The organism is Rhizobium sp. USDA 4016, assembly GCF_056279705.1.
Genome location: NZ_JBWCCY010000004.1, coordinates 2,973,859 through 2,989,024, shown reverse-complemented (window position 1 = coordinate 2,989,024; position 15,166 = coordinate 2,973,859). Strand labels below are relative to the sequence as shown.

At 60.9% G+C, this 15,166-nt stretch carries 19 protein-coding genes; 10 read left to right on the top strand and 9 right to left on the bottom strand.

Features of this window, described 5'->3' with window-relative positions:
• Window positions 1-107 precede the first annotated feature (107 nt).
• From ACZ9DP_RS30495 to ACZ9DP_RS30475, 5 genes are all read left to right on the top strand, one after another.
• Window positions 108-854: a GntR family transcriptional regulator gene (locus tag ACZ9DP_RS30495; protein ID WP_074066909.1), complete on the top strand. Its 747-nt coding sequence runs from the start codon at window positions 108-110 to the stop codon at window positions 852-854.
• A gap of 4 nt (window positions 855-858) precedes the next feature.
• On the top strand, window positions 859-1,644 hold the full coding sequence (locus ACZ9DP_RS30490) for a transporter substrate-binding domain-containing protein (protein WP_194729150.1): 786 nt from the start codon (window positions 859-861) through the stop codon (window positions 1,642-1,644).
• Window positions 1,645-1,718: 74 nt separating this feature from the next.
• Entirely contained in the window at window positions 1,719-2,390 is a 672-nt protein-coding gene (locus tag ACZ9DP_RS30485) for an amino acid ABC transporter permease (RefSeq protein WP_476204523.1), read from the top strand.
• Window positions 2,387-3,046 (top strand): amino acid ABC transporter permease, encoded by a 660-nt coding sequence (locus tag ACZ9DP_RS30480; RefSeq protein WP_194729151.1) that lies wholly within the window; start codon window positions 2,387-2,389, stop codon window positions 3,044-3,046. Before ACZ9DP_RS30485 ends, ACZ9DP_RS30480 begins: the two co-directional genes overlap by 4 nt.
• Complete coding sequence (locus ACZ9DP_RS30475) at window positions 3,024-3,749, top strand: amino acid ABC transporter ATP-binding protein (protein WP_194729152.1); 726 nt, start codon at window positions 3,024-3,026, stop codon at window positions 3,747-3,749. Before ACZ9DP_RS30480 ends, ACZ9DP_RS30475 begins: the two co-directional genes overlap by 23 nt.
• Before the next feature lie 21 nt (window positions 3,750-3,770).
• On the opposite strand, the gene ACZ9DP_RS30470 is transcribed toward ACZ9DP_RS30475, so the two are convergent.
• Window positions 3,771-4,541: an alpha/beta fold hydrolase gene (locus ACZ9DP_RS30470; RefSeq protein ID WP_239595166.1), complete on the bottom strand. Its 771-nt coding sequence runs from the start codon at window positions 4,539-4,541 to the stop codon at window positions 3,771-3,773.
• A 274-nt stretch (window positions 4,542-4,815) separates the two neighbouring features.
• Here ACZ9DP_RS30470 and ACZ9DP_RS30465 point away from each other — a divergent pair, with 274 nt between their 5' ends.
• Entirely contained in the window at window positions 4,816-5,502 is a 687-nt protein-coding gene (locus ACZ9DP_RS30465; protein WP_074066914.1) for a GntR family transcriptional regulator, read from the top strand.
• Between the two features lie 88 nt (window positions 5,503-5,590).
• Here ACZ9DP_RS30465 and ACZ9DP_RS30460 read toward each other — a convergent pair whose 3' ends face one another.
• Window positions 5,591-6,790 (bottom strand): NAD-dependent formate dehydrogenase, encoded by a 1,200-nt coding sequence (locus ACZ9DP_RS30460; RefSeq protein ID WP_476204522.1) that lies wholly within the window; start codon window positions 6,788-6,790, stop codon window positions 5,591-5,593.
• A gap of 275 nt (window positions 6,791-7,065) precedes the next feature.
• On the opposite strand from ACZ9DP_RS30460, the gene ACZ9DP_RS30455 reads away from it, so the two are divergent.
• On the top strand, window positions 7,066-7,374 hold the full coding sequence (locus tag ACZ9DP_RS30455; RefSeq protein ID WP_476204521.1) for a Dabb family protein: 309 nt from the start codon (window positions 7,066-7,068) through the stop codon (window positions 7,372-7,374).
• An 18-nt stretch (window positions 7,375-7,392) separates the two neighbouring features.
• On the opposite strand, the gene ACZ9DP_RS30450 is transcribed toward ACZ9DP_RS30455, so the two are convergent.
• From ACZ9DP_RS30450 to ACZ9DP_RS30430, 5 genes are all read right to left on the bottom strand, one after another.
• Window positions 7,393-8,292, bottom strand: coding sequence for a metal ABC transporter substrate-binding protein (locus tag ACZ9DP_RS30450; protein ID WP_476204520.1), 900 nt, complete (start codon window positions 8,290-8,292; stop codon window positions 7,393-7,395).
• A 16-nt stretch (window positions 8,293-8,308) separates the two neighbouring features.
• The gene (locus ACZ9DP_RS30445) at window positions 8,309-9,181 is read right to left on the bottom strand and encodes a metal ABC transporter permease (protein ID WP_074066918.1); all 873 of its coding nucleotides are present in this window, start codon (window positions 9,179-9,181) and stop codon (window positions 8,309-8,311) included.
• Entirely contained in the window at window positions 9,178-9,918 is a 741-nt protein-coding gene (locus tag ACZ9DP_RS30440) for a metal ABC transporter ATP-binding protein (protein WP_074066919.1), read from the bottom strand. Before ACZ9DP_RS30440 ends, ACZ9DP_RS30445 begins: the two co-directional genes overlap by 4 nt.
• Complete coding sequence (locus tag ACZ9DP_RS30435) at window positions 9,915-10,037, bottom strand: hypothetical protein (RefSeq protein WP_257788096.1); 123 nt, start codon at window positions 10,035-10,037, stop codon at window positions 9,915-9,917. Before ACZ9DP_RS30435 ends, ACZ9DP_RS30440 begins: the two co-directional genes overlap by 4 nt.
• Window positions 10,038-10,410: 373 nt before the next feature.
• Window positions 10,411-10,848 carry a winged helix-turn-helix transcriptional regulator gene (locus ACZ9DP_RS30430; protein ID WP_194729157.1) on the bottom strand — a complete coding sequence of 146 codons (438 nt, stop codon included), beginning with the start codon at window positions 10,846-10,848 and terminating at the stop codon, window positions 10,411-10,413.
• Between the two features lie 87 nt (window positions 10,849-10,935).
• Between ACZ9DP_RS30430 and ACZ9DP_RS30425 the strand changes: the two genes are divergently transcribed.
• On the top strand, window positions 10,936-11,751 hold the full coding sequence (locus ACZ9DP_RS30425; RefSeq protein ID WP_476204519.1) for an oxidoreductase: 816 nt from the start codon (window positions 10,936-10,938) through the stop codon (window positions 11,749-11,751).
• Window positions 11,752-11,798: 47 nt separating this feature from the next.
• Here the strand turns inward: ACZ9DP_RS30425 and ACZ9DP_RS30420 are convergent, their stop codons facing one another.
• Both ACZ9DP_RS30420 and ACZ9DP_RS30415 read right to left on the bottom strand, forming a co-directional pair.
• Window positions 11,799-12,284 (bottom strand): peroxiredoxin, encoded by a 486-nt coding sequence (locus ACZ9DP_RS30420; RefSeq protein ID WP_074060477.1) that lies wholly within the window; start codon window positions 12,282-12,284, stop codon window positions 11,799-11,801.
• 69 nt (window positions 12,285-12,353) lie between these two features.
• Complete coding sequence (locus ACZ9DP_RS30415) at window positions 12,354-13,196, bottom strand: protein-disulfide reductase DsbD domain-containing protein (protein ID WP_476204518.1); 843 nt, start codon at window positions 13,194-13,196, stop codon at window positions 12,354-12,356.
• A 141-nt stretch (window positions 13,197-13,337) separates the two neighbouring features.
• Between ACZ9DP_RS30415 and ACZ9DP_RS30410 the strand changes: the two genes are divergently transcribed.
• Together ACZ9DP_RS30410 and ACZ9DP_RS30405 are read left to right on the top strand one after the other, a co-directional pair.
• Window positions 13,338-13,943, top strand: a complete 606-nt coding sequence (locus ACZ9DP_RS30410) for a YqgE/AlgH family protein (protein WP_039844208.1) — start codon at window positions 13,338-13,340, stop codon at window positions 13,941-13,943.
• A gap of 132 nt (window positions 13,944-14,075) precedes the next feature.
• On the top strand, window positions 14,076-15,161 hold the full coding sequence (locus ACZ9DP_RS30405) for a zinc-binding metallopeptidase family protein (RefSeq protein ID WP_239595151.1): 1,086 nt from the start codon (window positions 14,076-14,078) through the stop codon (window positions 15,159-15,161).
• The last annotated feature ends 5 nt before the right edge of the window (window positions 15,162-15,166 follow it).

Sequence of the window (15,166 nt, the reverse complement as noted above, 5' to 3'; positions counted from 1 at the left end):
GCTTAAATAGCGGGCATTGCAACGGACTGTTTCGCGGTCCAGGTGGGAAAGCCGTTGTAAATGAAGCATTTGCGAAAACTGGCATATGGCTTGCTTACCCGTCTTGTATGCAAGACAGCCATACATCCGAAAGCACACAGAGCAACATCGAAGAGGCCATCGTTTCGGGCATTCTTTCCGCCCGGATCCGGCCCGGCACGCGGCTGAGCGAAAACCAGCTTGCGTCAGTCTTCGGCGTTTCGCGAACCCGTGTGCGCGAGGCGATGATGAGGCTCGAAACGCGCGGCATCGTCACCGTGAGCCCCCGGCGAGGTTGGTTTGTGGTCGAGCCGTCCGCCGAAGAGGCGATGACCGTCTATGAGGCAAGGCGTGCTATCGAATCCGGCCTGCTGCGTGGCATGCGCGCGCTGACGGACGAGGGCCGCACGGTTCTCGTCTCCCACCTCGACGAGGAAAAGGCTGCGATGGCTGCAGGCGACCGCCAGCGCCTCACCTGCCTCATGGGTGACTTCCATATCCGCATCGCCGAACTCGGCGGCAACCCGATCCTTGTCGACATCCTGCGCGATCTCACTGCCAGGACAATCCTGATTTCGATGCTCTATCAGTCGGAATTTCACGCAGTGCAATCTCATGAGGGGCATTGCCGCATCTTCGAGGCCATGGCAGCAGGCGATTTCGTCAAGGCCGCCGAGCTCTCCGTCGAACATCTGGACGAGGTGGAAACGGGCCTGGACCTCACGACTCGCCCGGACCCACTCTCGGAATTGCGCAGCTCCCTGTCGCTCCCTCCCAGGACCGTGTCTTCCCAACCGGCAGGCACACGAAAAACCGCAACTTCAAAGGAGAAATGAACACATGCTGACAAGAAGAACATTCTTTGCAATCGCAACGCTCGCAGCCGCTGTCGGCTTCGGTTCCGCTTCCCATGCCGATGCGCTTGCCGACATCACCGCGCGCGGCACGCTGCGCGTCGCCGTCCCGCAGGATTTTCCGCCCTTCGGCAGCGTCGGCACCGATATGGCGCCGATGGGCTATGACATCGACATGGCCAATCTGATTGCCGAAAAACTTGGCGTCAAAACCGAACTCGTGCCGGTCACCAGCGCCAACCGCATTCCCTATCTGCAGACGAACAAGGTCGATCTGGTTATTTCCAGCCTCGGCAAGAATCCGGACCGCGAAAAGGTCATCGATTTCTCCGCGGCCTATGCTCCCTTCTATAACGGCGTGTTCGCACCAGGCGATCTTTCCGTCGCCAAGGTGGAAGATCTTGCCGGCAAGACGGTCGGCGTCACCCGCGGCGCCGTCGAAGACCTCGAACTGACGAAGATCGCGTCTGCCGATGTCACGATCAAGCGCTACGAGGATAACAACGGCACGATTTCCGCCTTCCTCTCCGGTCAGGTCGAGGCTGTTGCAACCGGCAACGTGGTTGCCGCCGCCATCCTTGCCAAGAACCCCCCGAAGCGGCCCGAACTGAAGTTCCTGATCAAGAACTCGCCCTGCTACATCGGCCTCAGCAAGGAGCAGCCAGCGCTTCTCGAAAAGGTGAACGGCATCATCGCCGCCGCCAAGGCCGATGGTTCGCTGAACGCCATTGCCCAGAAGTGGCTCGGCGCCGACCTCCCGAAAGACCTCTAAAAACCGGTCCAGCATGGTCATCCCGCGCCGCGGGGTGACCACTCGCCGTCGGTATTCAAAGAGGGGACAGTGTCTTGAGCTACCATTTCGAATTCGGTTGGCTGCTTCAATATTACCCGCAGATCGTCAAGGGCATCGTGATCACCATCGAGCTGATCTCGATTGGCGGCGTGCTCGGCATTTTGCTCGGCACCTTCTGTGCCTGGGTGCGCGCGCTCGGCCCGGCTTGGCTGAAGCCCGTCGTTGCGGCCTATGTCGAGCTGATCCGCAATACGCCGTTCCTGATCCAGCTCTTCTTCATCTTCTTCGGCCTGCCGTCGCTCGGTCTGCAGCTTTCTGAGCTGACGGCCGCCAATCTTGCCATGATCGTCAACCTCGGGGCCTATAGCTGCGAGATCATCCGCGCCGGCATCCAGGCGACGCCGAAGGAGCAGTTCGAGGCGGGCGCAAGCCTCGCCATGACGCCATTCGAAACCTTCCGACATGTCGTTCTCGTGCCGTCGCTCCAGCGCATCTGGCCGGCACTCTCCTCGCAGGTGGTGATCGTCATGCTCGGCTCCTCCGTCGTCTCGCAGATCGCCGCCGAGGACCTGACCTTTGCCGCCAACTTCATCCAGTCGCGAACCTTCCGCGCCTTCGAAGCCTACATCGTCTCGACGGCCATCTATCTGGCGCTGGCGATCCTGCTCCGGCAGCTTTTGGTGGTGGCCGGCGGGTTCATCTTCCCGAGGAGGCTTGTCCGATGATCGAGTTCACACTCTGGGATATCCTGCGTAACCTGCTGCTCGCCACGCGCTGGACGGTTCTGCTCTCGCTCGTTTCCTTCATCGGGGGCGGCGCGGTCGGGCTCGGCCTGCTCTTCCTGCGCATCAGCAAGCGGAAGTCGCTGCGGGCGCTTGCAAAATACTACATCGAGCTTTTTCAAGGCACGCCGCTCCTGATGCAGCTCTTCATCGCCTTCTTCGGTCTCGGCCTTTTCGGCGTCGACGTGCCGGCATGGCTTGCCGCCGCCCTGGCATTGATCCTCTGGACCGCTGCCTTCCTCGCCGAAATCTGGCGCGGCTGCGTCGAAGCGGTTGCGAAAGGCCAATGGGAAGCCTCCGCCAGCCTCGGCATGGGAAGGCTGCAGCAGATGCGCTACGTCATCCTACCGCAGGCGCTGAGGGTCGCCGTGCCGCCGACCGTCGGCTTCTCCGTCCAGGTCGTCAAGGGAACGGCACTCACCTCGATCATAGGCTTCGTCGAACTATCGAAGGCAGGCACCGTCGTCACCAACGCCACCTTCCAGCCCTTCACTGTCTACGGGCTCGTCGCTCTTATCTATTTTGCGCTTTGCTGGCCTCTGTCGAAGAGCAGCCAGATCCTCGAAAGGAAGCTCAATGTCGCTCATCGAAATCACTGAAGTCCGCAAGAGCTACGGCACGAACGAGGTGCTGAAGGGCATCGACCTGGATGTGGAGCCGGGCGAGGTCATTGCCATCATTGGCAAGAGCGGCTCGGGAAAATCAACGCTGCTGCGCTGCATCAACGGCCTCGAGACCATCACCCAAGGCTCGATCTCGGTAGCCGGCGCCCAGCTTCTGGACGACGAATTGCATCTGAAGGCGCTCAGGCTGAAGGTCGGCATGATCTTCCAGCAGTTCAATCTCTTCCCGCACCTGACGGCCGGCGGCAATGTCATGCTGTCGCAGTCGGTCGTCAAGAAGACGCCGAAGGCAGAGGCTGAAGCGGTCGCCCGCAAGATGCTCGACCGCGTCGGTCTCGGCCACAAGTTCGATGCCTATCCCGACGAGCTTTCCGGCGGCCAGCAGCAGCGTGTCGCGATTGCCCGGGCGCTTGCCATGCAGCCGATCGCGCTGCTGTGCGACGAGATCACCTCCGCGCTCGACCCGGAACTCGTCGCCGAGGTTCTGGCCGTCGTGCGCGAGCTTGCCTCCGAGGGCATGACATTGCTGATGGTGACGCACGAGATGAAATTCGCCCGCGACGTCTGCAGCCGCGTCGTCTTCATGCACCAGGGCCGCGTCCACGAAATCGGCCCGCCGGAAGAAGTCTTCGCCAACCCGAAGACCGCCGAACTCAAGCAGTTCCTCGGCGTGCATTAGTGGGCGGCCAGATCGCGTGTGCTATCCCGCCGCCTCGATGATCAGTTGGGTAATCTCATCCGGATGGGAGATCAGCGAGAGATGGCTGGCCTTCAGTTCGATGGTCTTGGCTCCCATGCGCTTGGCCATGAAGCGTTCGAGGTCTGGATTGATCGTGCGATCTTCCGTCGAAACGGCATACCAGCTTGGCTTCGAACGCCAAGCCGCCTGGGAGGTCTTGCCCGTAAGGAGAGCCTTGTTGAATGGCTCCTGGATTGCATAAAGCACCTTCGCCCTTGCTTCCGGTAGGTCGCCCGCGAAATCATGCAGGAATGCCGCCTCGCTAAGGTGCCCTTCGTCACCATCGAAAACGATGCCTGCGGAGGCCGGCGGCGTGGGAAATGTTTTGGCCAGTGCGGCATAATCCTCGCCCGCATCCGGCGCCCGCGCTGCGACATAAACGAGTGCCGACACGTTCGGATGCATACCAGCTTCAGTTACGATCATCCCCGCGAAGGAATGCCCGACCAGAACCGTCGGGCCATCCTGCCGTGCCAGCACCCGCTCAACGGAGGATACCGCTTCAGGCAGCGTCGTTAGCGGATTTTGCACGGCCGTGGCATTGAACCGCGCTGCCTGCAGTCGGGCAATCACCTCGGACCAGCACGATCCATCAGCGAACAGCCCATGCGCCAGGACGACGTTGCGCGCCTTCACCGCACCAGAGGGCGCGGCCATGCTGCGGGTTGAGAGAAGAGAAGTGGCCGCGCCGGCAACAAAGGCGGCTGAGAAAGTACGTCTTGTCATCATCATGAGATGGCTTCCTTCTGCGTCGAACAGTTTGAAGGCTTGCGTACGACGTGTCTCAAGCGTGGCTGCGATAGCTTTTCCAGCTCTCCAGCTCGCATTCTTAGAAAGTCGATGCGTATGCAAGATATATGATGTCCCGGTACTATGTATTCTTTAAGCGGAAATGTTTCAATAATTGAATGCGTAACTGTTCCGTGATGACTATTTTGTATGCGGTCACTTTTCCGGTTGTGCATATTCGCGTACAAAGGAGCCCGAAGGGTAAGGAAGATTATGCATGGTCAAGGGATCAGACGCTCGAGATGATGTCGATGATCGGGAGCTCCTGTCTGACCGCATTCGCAACGCGCTGACGGATGAGATCGCTGCGGGCACGCTGGTAGCGGGTGCTTCGCTGGACGAACAGCAGCTTGCCGACCGTTTCGGCGCCTCCCGCACTCCAGTTCGAGAAGCGCTGCGTCAATTGGCGGTCAGCGGGCTCGTCGAGGTTCGCGCACGGCGAGGCGTCGTCGTGGCTCGCTTGACCCCCGAGCGCATCATGGACATGTTTGAGACGTCGGCCGAGATCGAGGCCATGTGCGTGCGGCTTGCGACCTACCGTATGACTCCGCTCGAGCGAAGCCACCTGATCGGACTGCACGACATGTCTGACGAGATTGTCGAGAAAGGTGATTTTGACGCGTATGATGCTTTCAACCGCGAATTCCATGAGACGATCTATCGCGCTACCCACAACGGCTTTCTTGCCGAACAAGCGATAGCGGTGCGCACGAGGCTGAACGCCTTTCGGCGCACGCAACTTCGGCAAGGCGATCGGATGCGTAAATCCCGGGATGAGCACGATGCCATCATGCAGGCGATCGCGGAGGGCGACGGCGAAATGGCATCTCGGCGCATGCGAGCACATATGCTGAACGCTGCCACAGCGCTGCGTCGTTTCATTGAAGCGAACAAGTCGGCATAACATTGCTGACGACAACGCATGCCTGCAACCGCTTCGGCTCTCGGCAGGCAACGAGAGCCGGTCGAGCCTTCCGAGCAACCGGGCGCTTTCAGCTTTTGAAGCGCGCTGCCTCTTCAGACCCACGCGTCGCGTCTCCGGCGCTGTAGGAATGAGCACCGGCGCCGGCGAGTTTGCCGCCGTCGACGATCAGATATTCCTCGCGGATCGGCTTGCCTTCGAACCAGCATTCGAGAATTTCCCGCGTGCCAGCGGCGTAGCGCGCCTGGGCGGAGAGCGACGAGCCCGAAATATGCGGCGTCATGCCGTGATGCGGCATCGACCGCCAAGGATGGTCCTTCGGTGCGGGCTGCGGGAACCACACGTCGCCGGCATAACCGCCAAGCTGGCCGCTCTCGAGCGCCCGCGCGACGGCATCGCGATTGCAGATCTTGCCGCGCGCCGTGTTCACCAGGTAGGCGCCGCGTTTCATCTTGGCGATCATCGCTTCGTCGAAGAGGTTTTCCGTCTCCGGATGCAGCGGCGCGTTGATCGTGACGACATCGCAGACGGGCACCATCTCAGTTGGCGTCTTGTGGAAGGTAACGCCGAGCTCCTTCTCGACTGCATCGGGCAGCCGGTGGCGGTCGGTATAGTGCAGCTTGACGTCGAACGGCTTCAGCCGGCGAAGCACCGCGCTGCCGATCCGCCCGGCACCCACCGTGCCGATCTCCATGCCCTCGATATCGTAAGAGCGCGCGACGCAGTCGGCGATGTTCCAGCCGCCTTTCACGACCCACTGGTAGGAGGGGATATAGTTTCGCGCGAGGCTGAGGATCATCATGACCACATGTTCGGATACGCTGATTGAGTTGCAGTAGGTCACCTCGGCGACGGTGATGCCGCGGTCCATCGCGGCCTGGAGATCGACATGGTCGGAGCCGATGCCGGCGGTGATCGCCAGCTTCAGCTTGGCCGCCTTGGCGATCCGCTCGGCGGTCAGATAGGCCGGCCAAAAAGGCTGCGAGATCACGATCTCGGCGTCGGCAAGCTCGCGTTCGAAGACGCTGCCGGGACCGTCCTTGTCCGAGGTCACGACCAGATTGTGCCCCTGGCTTTCGAGAAACCTCCTCAAGCCCAGTTCGCCGGAGACGCTGCCCAACAGGGCGCCCGGCTGAAAATCGATGGCTTTCGGGGTGGGAAGCGTCTGGCCGCCGGGATAGTGTTCAAGTTTCGGCAGGCCATCCCGCGCATAGGCGCTCGGATATCCATCGACCGGATCGTCATAGAGGACGCAAACGACCTTTGCCATATCCATCTCCCTTCATTTGAAAACGAAGAGGGAGGGCCTCGAATTCTTCAAAGCTGCCGGTCAATGCGGACGAACAGCAGGGCAATGTGCTCTGTTGAATGATCTGTGGCCAGCAGGCTCGCTCGCAGCGCTCCCGCGTTCGTAATTGGCACCACTCTGGAAAGGTGGAGGAGCCGGACACGGTTTCAAGTAGAGCCGCCGGGAAGTCACCGTAATCCCCTTGCCCTCTGCCTCGTTCCCTCTATTCTGCCGGCAACGCCATAGGAGGCCACCATATGATCCTGCATTGCGTATTGCTGCGGCTGAAGGCTGCTATGACGGGCGAGGAGAAGCAGGCGCTGCTCGAATCGGTCGTCGCGCTGAAGCAGGTGATCCCGGGCATCCTCGATATCAGATATGGCCCAAACGTCTCGCCGGAAGGGCTGCATGGCGGCTTCGTCGACGGCTTCGTGGTGACCTTCGAAAATGCCGCGGCGCGGGATGCCTATCTCGTGCATCCCGAGCATGTAGCCGTCGGCGAGCGCATCGTCTCCTCGACGGATGGCGGCCTTGCCGGCCTCCTGGTCTTTGATTTCAATCTCTGAGGGAAGCCGCGGCGCCAATCAGCTCGACTTTGCCATCGCCGCGGCGATCTGGTCGACATTGTAGCGGAACATCTTCTCGTAGGTCGGCGCCGGTCCCTTCGCATCCGAAAGCGATTCGACATAGAGCTCGCCGCCGGGTTCCGCACCTGTTGCCTTGGCGACCTGCCTGACGAGGCGGGGATCGTTCGAGTTTTCGAAGAAATAGCTCTTCACGTGCTCGGCCTTGATCTGCTCGATCAGCTTGGCGACGTCTGCGGCAGACGCCTCCGTTTCGGTTGACATGCCCAGCGGCGCTAGGAAGCTGACATTGTACTCGCGGCCGAAATAGCCGAAGGCGTCGTGGCTCGTCAGCACCTTGCGCCGGTCGTCCGGAACCGTGTCGAATTTGGAATGGGCATAGGCGTCAAGCGCGTCGAGCGTCTTCGTGTAGCGCTCGGCATTCGCCTTGAAGATGCTGGCATCCGCCGGATTGGCGGCCGATAGCGCCTTCTCGATATTGGCGACCCAGACCTTCACGTTGACCGGACTGTTCCAGACGTGGGGATCCGTGACAGTCTCGCCGTCCTCTTCCATCGTGCGGGTCTTGATGCCGTCGGAGACGGTGACCGGCGTTCCCTTGTAGCCGGAAGCGGAAATCAGCCGGTCCATCCAGCCCTCCAGGCCTTCGCCGCTGACGAAGGTCACCTGCGCGGCCTTCAGATGCTTGGCGTCGGCAGGCGACGGCTCGAACTCATGGGGGTCGCCATTCGGGCCGACGAGGCTCGTGACGTTCACGTGGTCGCCGCCGACCTGGCTGACGACATCGGCAAGCACGGTAAAGGAGGCAACCACCTTCAGGGTTTCGGCGGAGGCTGGTACGGACGAAAAGGCGATCAGCGCGGGAACGGCCGCGGAAAGAAGCAGTCTGCGGGAAATCATCGAAGTCTCCTTGAGTTCAGCCCGTAAGACGCGGGCGGGGAAAGAGGCGCCGGGCGAGGCCCGACGGCGCGAAGAGGATGGAAAGCCCGTAGATTGCCGCCGCCGTCATGATGATGGTCGGGCCGGAGGCGAGCTCGAGATGGTAGGAGGCGATAAGCCCGAGATAGCCGGAGAAGGTGGCGCTGATCACCGCGATCGCCATCATCGACGGCAGGCTGCGCGACCAGAGCTGCGCGATTACCGCCGGCAGCATCATCAATCCGACGGCCATCAGCGTGCCGAGCGCCTGGAAGCTGGCGACGAGGTTGAGCACGACGAGCAGCAGGAAAAGCACATGATAGACCGGTCCCCGGCCGCCGACGGCTTTGAGGAACCCCGGGTCGAAGCATTCGGCCACCAGCGGCCGGTAGATCGCGGCGAGAACGACGAGCGTGATCGAGGTGATCGCGCCGATCTGGACGAGGGAAGGAGCGTCGATCGCCAGAATGGTGCCGAAGAGCACATGCAGCAGGTCGATATTCGATCCGCGCAGCGAAACGATCAGCACGCCGAGCGCCAGCGACGCGAGATAGAAACTTGCGAAGCTGGCATCCTCCTGCAGCACCGTCGTCCGGCTGACGATGCCGGAAAGCAGCGCGACGGAGAGCCCGGCGATAAGGCCGCCGATGCCCATGGCGGTCAGCGACAGCGATCCCGCAACGAGGTAGCCGATCGCCGCACCCGGCAGCACGGCATGGCTCATCGCATCGCCCATCAGGCTCATGCGGCGCAGCATCAGGAAGACGCCGATCGGGCCGGCGCCGAGGCCGAGGCAGAGGCAGGCGACGAGCGCGCGGCGCATGAAACCGTAGTCCGCAAACGGCGCGAGGAAGATGTCGTAGGCCGTCATGCCGCAGGCTCGCAGGCTCTCGCATCCTCGTCCCAGCGCTCGGCCATGGCGCGCGCCTTGAGAAGATTGGCGGGCGACATGACGTCGCCGGTCGGCCCCCAGCCGATCAGCGTCCGCGCGATCAGCAGTGTCTCCGGGAAATGCGCCCGCACCTGGTCGAAGTCGTGAAGCACCGCAATGACGGTTCGCCCGTCGCCGTGCCAGCGCGCGACGATATCGAGCAGATCCTTTGTCGTGCGGGCGTCGATGGCCGTGAACGGCTCGTCGAGCAGGATGAGCTTGGCATCCTGCAGCAGCAACCGGGCAAAAAGCACGCGTTGGAACTGCCCGGCCGACAGCGAACCGATATGGCGTTTCTCGAAACCTTCGAGCCCGACTGCGGAAAGTGCTTCGCGAGCCTTGCCGGTCTCATGCGCCAAGACGCGCCCGAAGGCGCCGCTGCTACGCCAAGCACCGAGCAGCACGGCGTCAAAGACCGAGATCGGAAAGCGCCGGTTGATTTCGGCCGCCTGCGGCAGGTAGCCGAAATCGGTGCGCTGCAGCCTATGGGAAATCCGCCCCTCGGCGGGCCGCAGCTCGCCCATAATGGCTTTCAGAAGCGTCGATTTACCCGCACCGTTCGGCCCGGCGATCGCCGTCAGGCTGCCTGCGAGAATGGAGCCGGAAACGTGATGCACCGCTGGGTGACGATCATAGGCGACGGTCAGGTTGTCGAGGGTGATCAGCGCGCCGCTCATGGCAGGACCATTGCCCAATGGATCGCCGTCCAGAGTGCCCCTACGAGAACGAGCACGCAGGCGACGCGGGTCACAGCAGAGGGCAGGAGCAGACCGGACGCGAAAGGCAATCTTTTCATAGGTGATGCTTCTTAAATGTAATAACATTACACGTTATGCTGTAACGAATATGGCAAATTGACGGCGTTGGCGAGCCGGCCGAAAAACAAAGGCCGGATACCAATACGGACTGGAAGTCAAACGGCTTGCCTTGTCATGTTGCAAAAGTCAGACGTAGACAATGTGGCTTTTAGCCGGGAATTCCGCGGGAGGAGGGGCTCATGGATGAGAGCGGCCACCCACCAGATCCCGATGGTTGGGGTACCGGGCTTTACGGGGGGCCTGTTTAACAAAAGGCGCATGCAATTTGCGTCCCGACGACCTCATGAAGGGGCCATAATCTGCCCATGCGTATCTGGTGGCAGCAAGCATCTCCTGCGAGCATTCCTGAAATCATTCAGGTTTAACAATGCGTATCGCCCGAGTTCCGATCCTTGCGTTGGTAACACCATCCACGGCGACGGGCTCAATCTCCGTTCCAGTTTCAGCGTCCAGGAACCGTGTCAGCTTGCCGCCGCCACGGTGCTTGCGTCCCCATGCGCCAATCATGAAGAGCACCGGTAGAAAGTCGCGTCCGGCAGCCGTCAGCACGTATTCCTCCCGCGGGGGCCGCTCCAAGTAGCGCCGCTTTTCCAGCAAACCCTCCTCCGCCAGCATGGCGAGACGACGTGTCAGGATCGTGGGCGCAATGCCGAGACTTTTGCGGAACTCGTCAAAACGAGTGAGGCCTGCGTTCGCGTCCCTGAGGATCAAGATGCTCCACGCGTCGCCGACCAATGCCAGGCTGCGCGCGATTGGGCACGGTTCATTTAAAAGATTCTGATTGTTCATATCATTTTGATAGTGACTTACTCTCGAAATGATACTAACACTCATAGTGACAGACAGTCCACCCCGTAACAGGAGAATTGAAGTTACATGAGCAATACGGAAAGTGGCGTAGCCTTGGTCACAGGCGCATCATCAGGCATTGGGCTGGCAACGGCCAAAGCCCTAAAGCGCGCTGGCTATCGCGTGTTCGGAACCAGCCGGAAAGCGGTAGCCGAAACGGCAGACGGTGTTACGATGTTGATCTGCGATGTGACCGATGACGCTTCTGTAGAGAAGATCGTGGATGAGATTCTAAGCAGAGCTGGACGCATTGATTTGCTCGTCAACAATGCCGGCATTGGCTTGCTCGGCGGCGCCGAGGAATCCTCGCCTGCGCAGGCTCAGGCCTTGTTCAATGTGAATGTCTTCGGCGTTCTCCGCGTGACAAATGCGGTGTTGCCGGTCATGAGAGGCCAACGCATGGGCAGAATCATCAATATGAGTTCCATCCTGGGCCTGATTCCGTCTCCCTATAACGCTCTTTACGCGTCGACCAAGCATGCGATCGAAGGATATTCGGAATCGCTCGATCATGAACTGCGCACGTTCGGCATTCGGGTTGTGCTTGTCGAGCCTGGCTTCACCCGCACGTCGTTTGAAGAAAACCTCACTAGGCCTGATCGGTTGCTGCCCATTTACGACACGGTTCGCGCTCAGATGGAGGGGCGAATGCGGAGCGGAGTCGAAACCGGCGACGCCCCCGAAGTTGTGGCAGAAGCCGTCGTGAAAGCCGCCGCTGATCCCGCGCCGAAAAGGCGCTACACCGCGGGAAAACTGGCGGGCCAAGTCAGCCTCATGCGTCGTTTCCTGCCGGAATTCCTGGTCGACAAGAACCTACGAAAATACAATAATTTACCGGTCTGAGGCGGCTGGGTTCGGCCGCCTCTCCACGCCTTCTCTGTGGCTCTCTCTCAGAGCTGCTCTATCATCGTGGCCGCACCTGAGATCGTGGCTTGGCCGGGGCTCTCCTCGACGTTCAGCGATTTCACGACGCCGTCTTCGACGAGCATCGAATAGCGCTTGGAGCGCACCCCGAGGCCGCCGGCGGAAAGGTCAGCGTCCAGGCCGAGCGCCTTGGTGAAGCCGGCGTCCCAGTCGGCGAGGAAGTGGATCTTGCCCATGCCGCCGGACTGCTCGGCCCAGGCGCCCATGACGTGCCAGTCGTTGACGGAGAGAACGGCGATATCGTCGACGCCCTTGGCGAGGATGGAATCGCGGTTTTCGAGATAGCCCGGCAGATGGTTCAGCGAGCAGGTCGGCGTGAAGGCGCCGGGTACGGCGAAAAGCACGACGCGCTTGCCTTTGAAGAGCTGATCCGTCGAAACCTCGACCGGTCCGTCGGCCGTCTTTTCCTTGAATGTGGCGGCAGGAAGCTTATCGCCGATCGCGATGGTCATAGGGTTCTCCTTGGTGTTTATGATTGCGGCGGGGGCAGCCGCGGGGTTGCAGCCGACTATAAAAGCCGGTCAGTCAAAGGCAAGCGGCGTCTCCATGGCGCGGCCGCCGTCGATGATCAGAACGCTCCAGCTTTTGCGGGCGATTTCATAGTTCTTCGGCAGCTTGTCGACGGCAATCGACGTTGAAAAATTCTTTCCGTCGCGCTTGCTCATCAGCTTCCTAGTGAAGACATATCCGCTTGGCCCCGTGAGGATCACCTCCGGCGCGGTGTCGCCGCCGTCGGGCAAGGCAACTTGCAGCCAGAGCTCTTTCATGTCCTCAGAGAACTTGTGGGAGATCACCTTGAACTGCGACGACGGCTTTTCCGGCAGGGAGGCCTCGGCATTCTTGAGGATCGCTTCCTCTTCCGGCCGGGACTGATTGGCGGCAGCGATGGGAAGTGAGAATTCGGCCTGAAACGGAATGCAGATATCCTTGCAGATGCCGATGAACGCGCTCGCCTTCAGTTCGAGCGACCGGGAGGCGTCTTTCGCCGAGAAGGTCAGCGGCAGCGAAACGGGCGCGTCATAGGCGATGTCGTCTATCTTGCCGTCGACGAGATGTTTTGGCACGGGATAGCGGATTGCAGTCAGCGTGATGCCGCTTTCCGGCGCGACCGCGATCTGGGGCGGTATTCCGCTGTTGCCGGGCTCGCGCCAATAGGTGATCCAGCCGGGCTTCGGCTCGATCTGCAGCGCACCGCGCATCGTGCCGTCGCGGCCGGGCGGCAGCGCGATCAGCCGCATCCGGCCGCCCTCATTGTCGATCCAGCCGCTCATCTCGGCGCGCGCCGGCCCAAGCGAACCGGCCAGCGCGGCGGCGCAGATCGTGGCGTTCAGAAACTTGCGAAACCCGAGAAAAATAATCGTCATGGAACAACGGTTTATCGAAAATCGCCTTTCGCTGCCAGAAGTTCGGCCATCTAATTCTTCATTTTCAGTTGATTGATCTGCCGCATTGCCCCATGTTTCTTTTATAAGGCTGTTGGCAACGGTCTGGCAGCAGGAGGAAGTATGTCCTTATCCACGCTGAAAAACAGACGGGAACGCGGCTTTTTCGACGGGCAGTTCCTGATTGCCATGCCGGGCATGGAAGATAGCAACTTCTTCCGCACGGTCATCTATATCTGCGCCCATTCCGATGCCGGTGCCATGGGCTTCATCATCAATCGCGCCCAAAGCCTCACCTTCACGGACGTGCTGCTGCATCTCGAAATGGTCAACGACCAGGAGCCGATAGTCCTTCCGGAGCATGCCCGGGACTTCCCGATCCAGACAGGCGGGCCCGTGGAAAGCGGCCGCGGTTTCGTGCTGCATTCCGATGATTATATAAGCGACTCCAGCATCCCGATCAGCGATGATATCTGCCTGACGGCGACGCTCGACATCGTCCGCGCGATTTCCAAGGGCGGCGGGCCGAAGAGGGCCACGATGATGCTCGGTTATTCCTCCTGGGGTGCCGGCCAGCTCGAAATGGAAGTTGCCAGCAACGGCTGGTTGACCTGCGCCGCCAATGAGGCGCTGATCTTCGACCGCAATCTAGACGACAAATACGAGCGCGCGCTCGCGGGCATGGGCATCACGGCCGCCATGCTTTCCGCCGAAGCCGGACATGCGTGATATCTAATCCAGGAACGATTTCGTTGACGTGACGTTTTCTTCCGGCAAGCGTGCCAGATGGCACGCCGCCGAAATGCCTGTTGCGCGCCGCGCAACAGGCATTTTGGTTCGTCACCATTCGTCGAGGTAATCATGAGGCTCTTCGCCTGCGATAATTGCGACCAGGTCGTCCACTTCGACAACCGCCATTGCGTCCGCTGCAATCATCGCCTGGGCTTCATGCCGGATGATCTCTGCGTGCACGCGCTGGAGCCGCGCGATGAGATGCAGTGGCAGCTCGTCGCACGTCCGGAGCGCAGGATCCGCTTCTGCGCCAATGCCGGTCTCGATATCTGCAACTGGCTGCTTGCGGATGAGGACCCCCATGATTTTTGCATCGCCTGCCGCCACAACAGACTGGTGCCGAACACCGGAACCCAGGACGGCATCGCCCGCTGGCGCCGCATCAGTCAGGCGCAGCGCCATCTGTTCTATTCGCTGCTGCGCTGGAACCTGCCGCATCCGGATCGCGAGGAAGATCCCGTCGGCGGCCTCGTTTTCGATATCCTCGAAGATACGGTTCAGAACGACGGCAATATCCTCCCCGCGATGACCGGACATGAGGAAGGCCTGATCGCCATCCGTGCGGCGGAAGCCGATGACGCCACCCGCGAACAAGCGCGCACCATGATGAACGAGCCTTACCGCACGCTGCTCGGCCACTTCCGCCATGAGGCCGGGCACTTCGTCTGGAACAAGCTGGTGCGGGACAGGAATGGCTTAGATGCCTTCCGCGCCGTCTTCGGCGACGAACGACAGGATTACGGCGCAGCCCTTCAGAACCATTATGCCAGCGGTCCGCCCTTCGGCTGGCAGGAGAGCTTCATCAGCGCCTATGCATCCTCACATCCGTGGGAAGATTTTGCCGAGTGCTTTGCGCACTACCTCCATATCGTTGATACGCTGGAAACGGCCCGCGCCTTCGGCATCGCCATCGATCCCCGCGGCCATGAGGAAATGGCCTCGGAAGTGGATTTTAATCCATACAGGGCGGAAAGCGCTGAACAGCTCGTCAGCGCCTGGGTGCCGCTCAGCGTCGCGATCAACGCCATTCAGCGCAGCATGGGCCAGCCGGATTCCTATCCCTTCGTGCTGTCGCGGGCTGTCGTCGCGAAGCTGGAATATCTGCACAAACTCATTCAGGTCGCGTCTGCGATGTCGCGGAAGGCTGCGGCGTAGCCCCT

Bases quoted from the DNA above. Each gene is read 5' to 3' on its own strand.
- ACZ9DP_RS30495 (WP_074066909.1), top strand. From the start codon at position 108: ATGCAAGACAGCCATACATCCGAAAGCACACAGAGCAACATCGAAGAG.
- ACZ9DP_RS30490 (WP_194729150.1), top strand. From the start codon at position 859: ATGCTGACAAGAAGAACATTCTTTGCAATCGCAACGCTCGCAGCCGCT.
- ACZ9DP_RS30480 (WP_194729151.1), top strand. From the start codon at position 2,387: ATGATCGAGTTCACACTCTGGGATATCCTGCGTAACCTGCTGCTCGCC.
- ACZ9DP_RS30475 (WP_194729152.1), top strand. From the start codon at position 3,024: ATGTCGCTCATCGAAATCACTGAAGTCCGCAAGAGCTACGGCACGAAC.
- ACZ9DP_RS30470 (WP_239595166.1), bottom strand. From the start codon at position 4,541: ATGATGATGACAAGACGTACTTTCTCAGCCGCCTTTGTTGCCGGCGCG.
- ACZ9DP_RS30465 (WP_074066914.1), top strand. From the start codon at position 4,816: ATGGTCAAGGGATCAGACGCTCGAGATGATGTCGATGATCGGGAGCTC.
- ACZ9DP_RS30460 (WP_476204522.1), bottom strand. From the start codon at position 6,790: ATGGCAAAGGTCGTTTGCGTCCTCTATGACGATCCGGTCGATGGATAT.
- ACZ9DP_RS30455 (WP_476204521.1), top strand. From the start codon at position 7,066: ATGATCCTGCATTGCGTATTGCTGCGGCTGAAGGCTGCTATGACGGGC.
- ACZ9DP_RS30450 (WP_476204520.1), bottom strand. From the start codon at position 8,292: ATGATTTCCCGCAGACTGCTTCTTTCCGCGGCCGTTCCCGCGCTGATC.
- ACZ9DP_RS30445 (WP_074066918.1), bottom strand. From the start codon at position 9,181: ATGACGGCCTACGACATCTTCCTCGCGCCGTTTGCGGACTACGGTTTC.
- ACZ9DP_RS30440 (WP_074066919.1), bottom strand. From the start codon at position 9,918: ATGAGCGGCGCGCTGATCACCCTCGACAACCTGACCGTCGCCTATGAT.
- ACZ9DP_RS30435 (WP_257788096.1), bottom strand. From the start codon at position 10,037: ATGAAAAGATTGCCTTTCGCGTCCGGTCTGCTCCTGCCCTCTGCTGTG.
- ACZ9DP_RS30430 (WP_194729157.1), bottom strand. From the start codon at position 10,848: ATGAACAATCAGAATCTTTTAAATGAACCGTGCCCAATCGCGCGCAGC.
- ACZ9DP_RS30425 (WP_476204519.1), top strand. From the start codon at position 10,936: ATGAGCAATACGGAAAGTGGCGTAGCCTTGGTCACAGGCGCATCATCA.
- ACZ9DP_RS30420 (WP_074060477.1), bottom strand. From the start codon at position 12,284: ATGACCATCGCGATCGGCGATAAGCTTCCTGCCGCCACATTCAAGGAA.
- ACZ9DP_RS30415 (WP_476204518.1), bottom strand. From the start codon at position 13,196: ATGACGATTATTTTTCTCGGGTTTCGCAAGTTTCTGAACGCCACGATC.
- ACZ9DP_RS30410 (WP_039844208.1), top strand. From the start codon at position 13,338: ATGTCCTTATCCACGCTGAAAAACAGACGGGAACGCGGCTTTTTCGAC.
- ACZ9DP_RS30405 (WP_239595151.1), top strand. From the start codon at position 14,076: ATGAGGCTCTTCGCCTGCGATAATTGCGACCAGGTCGTCCACTTCGAC.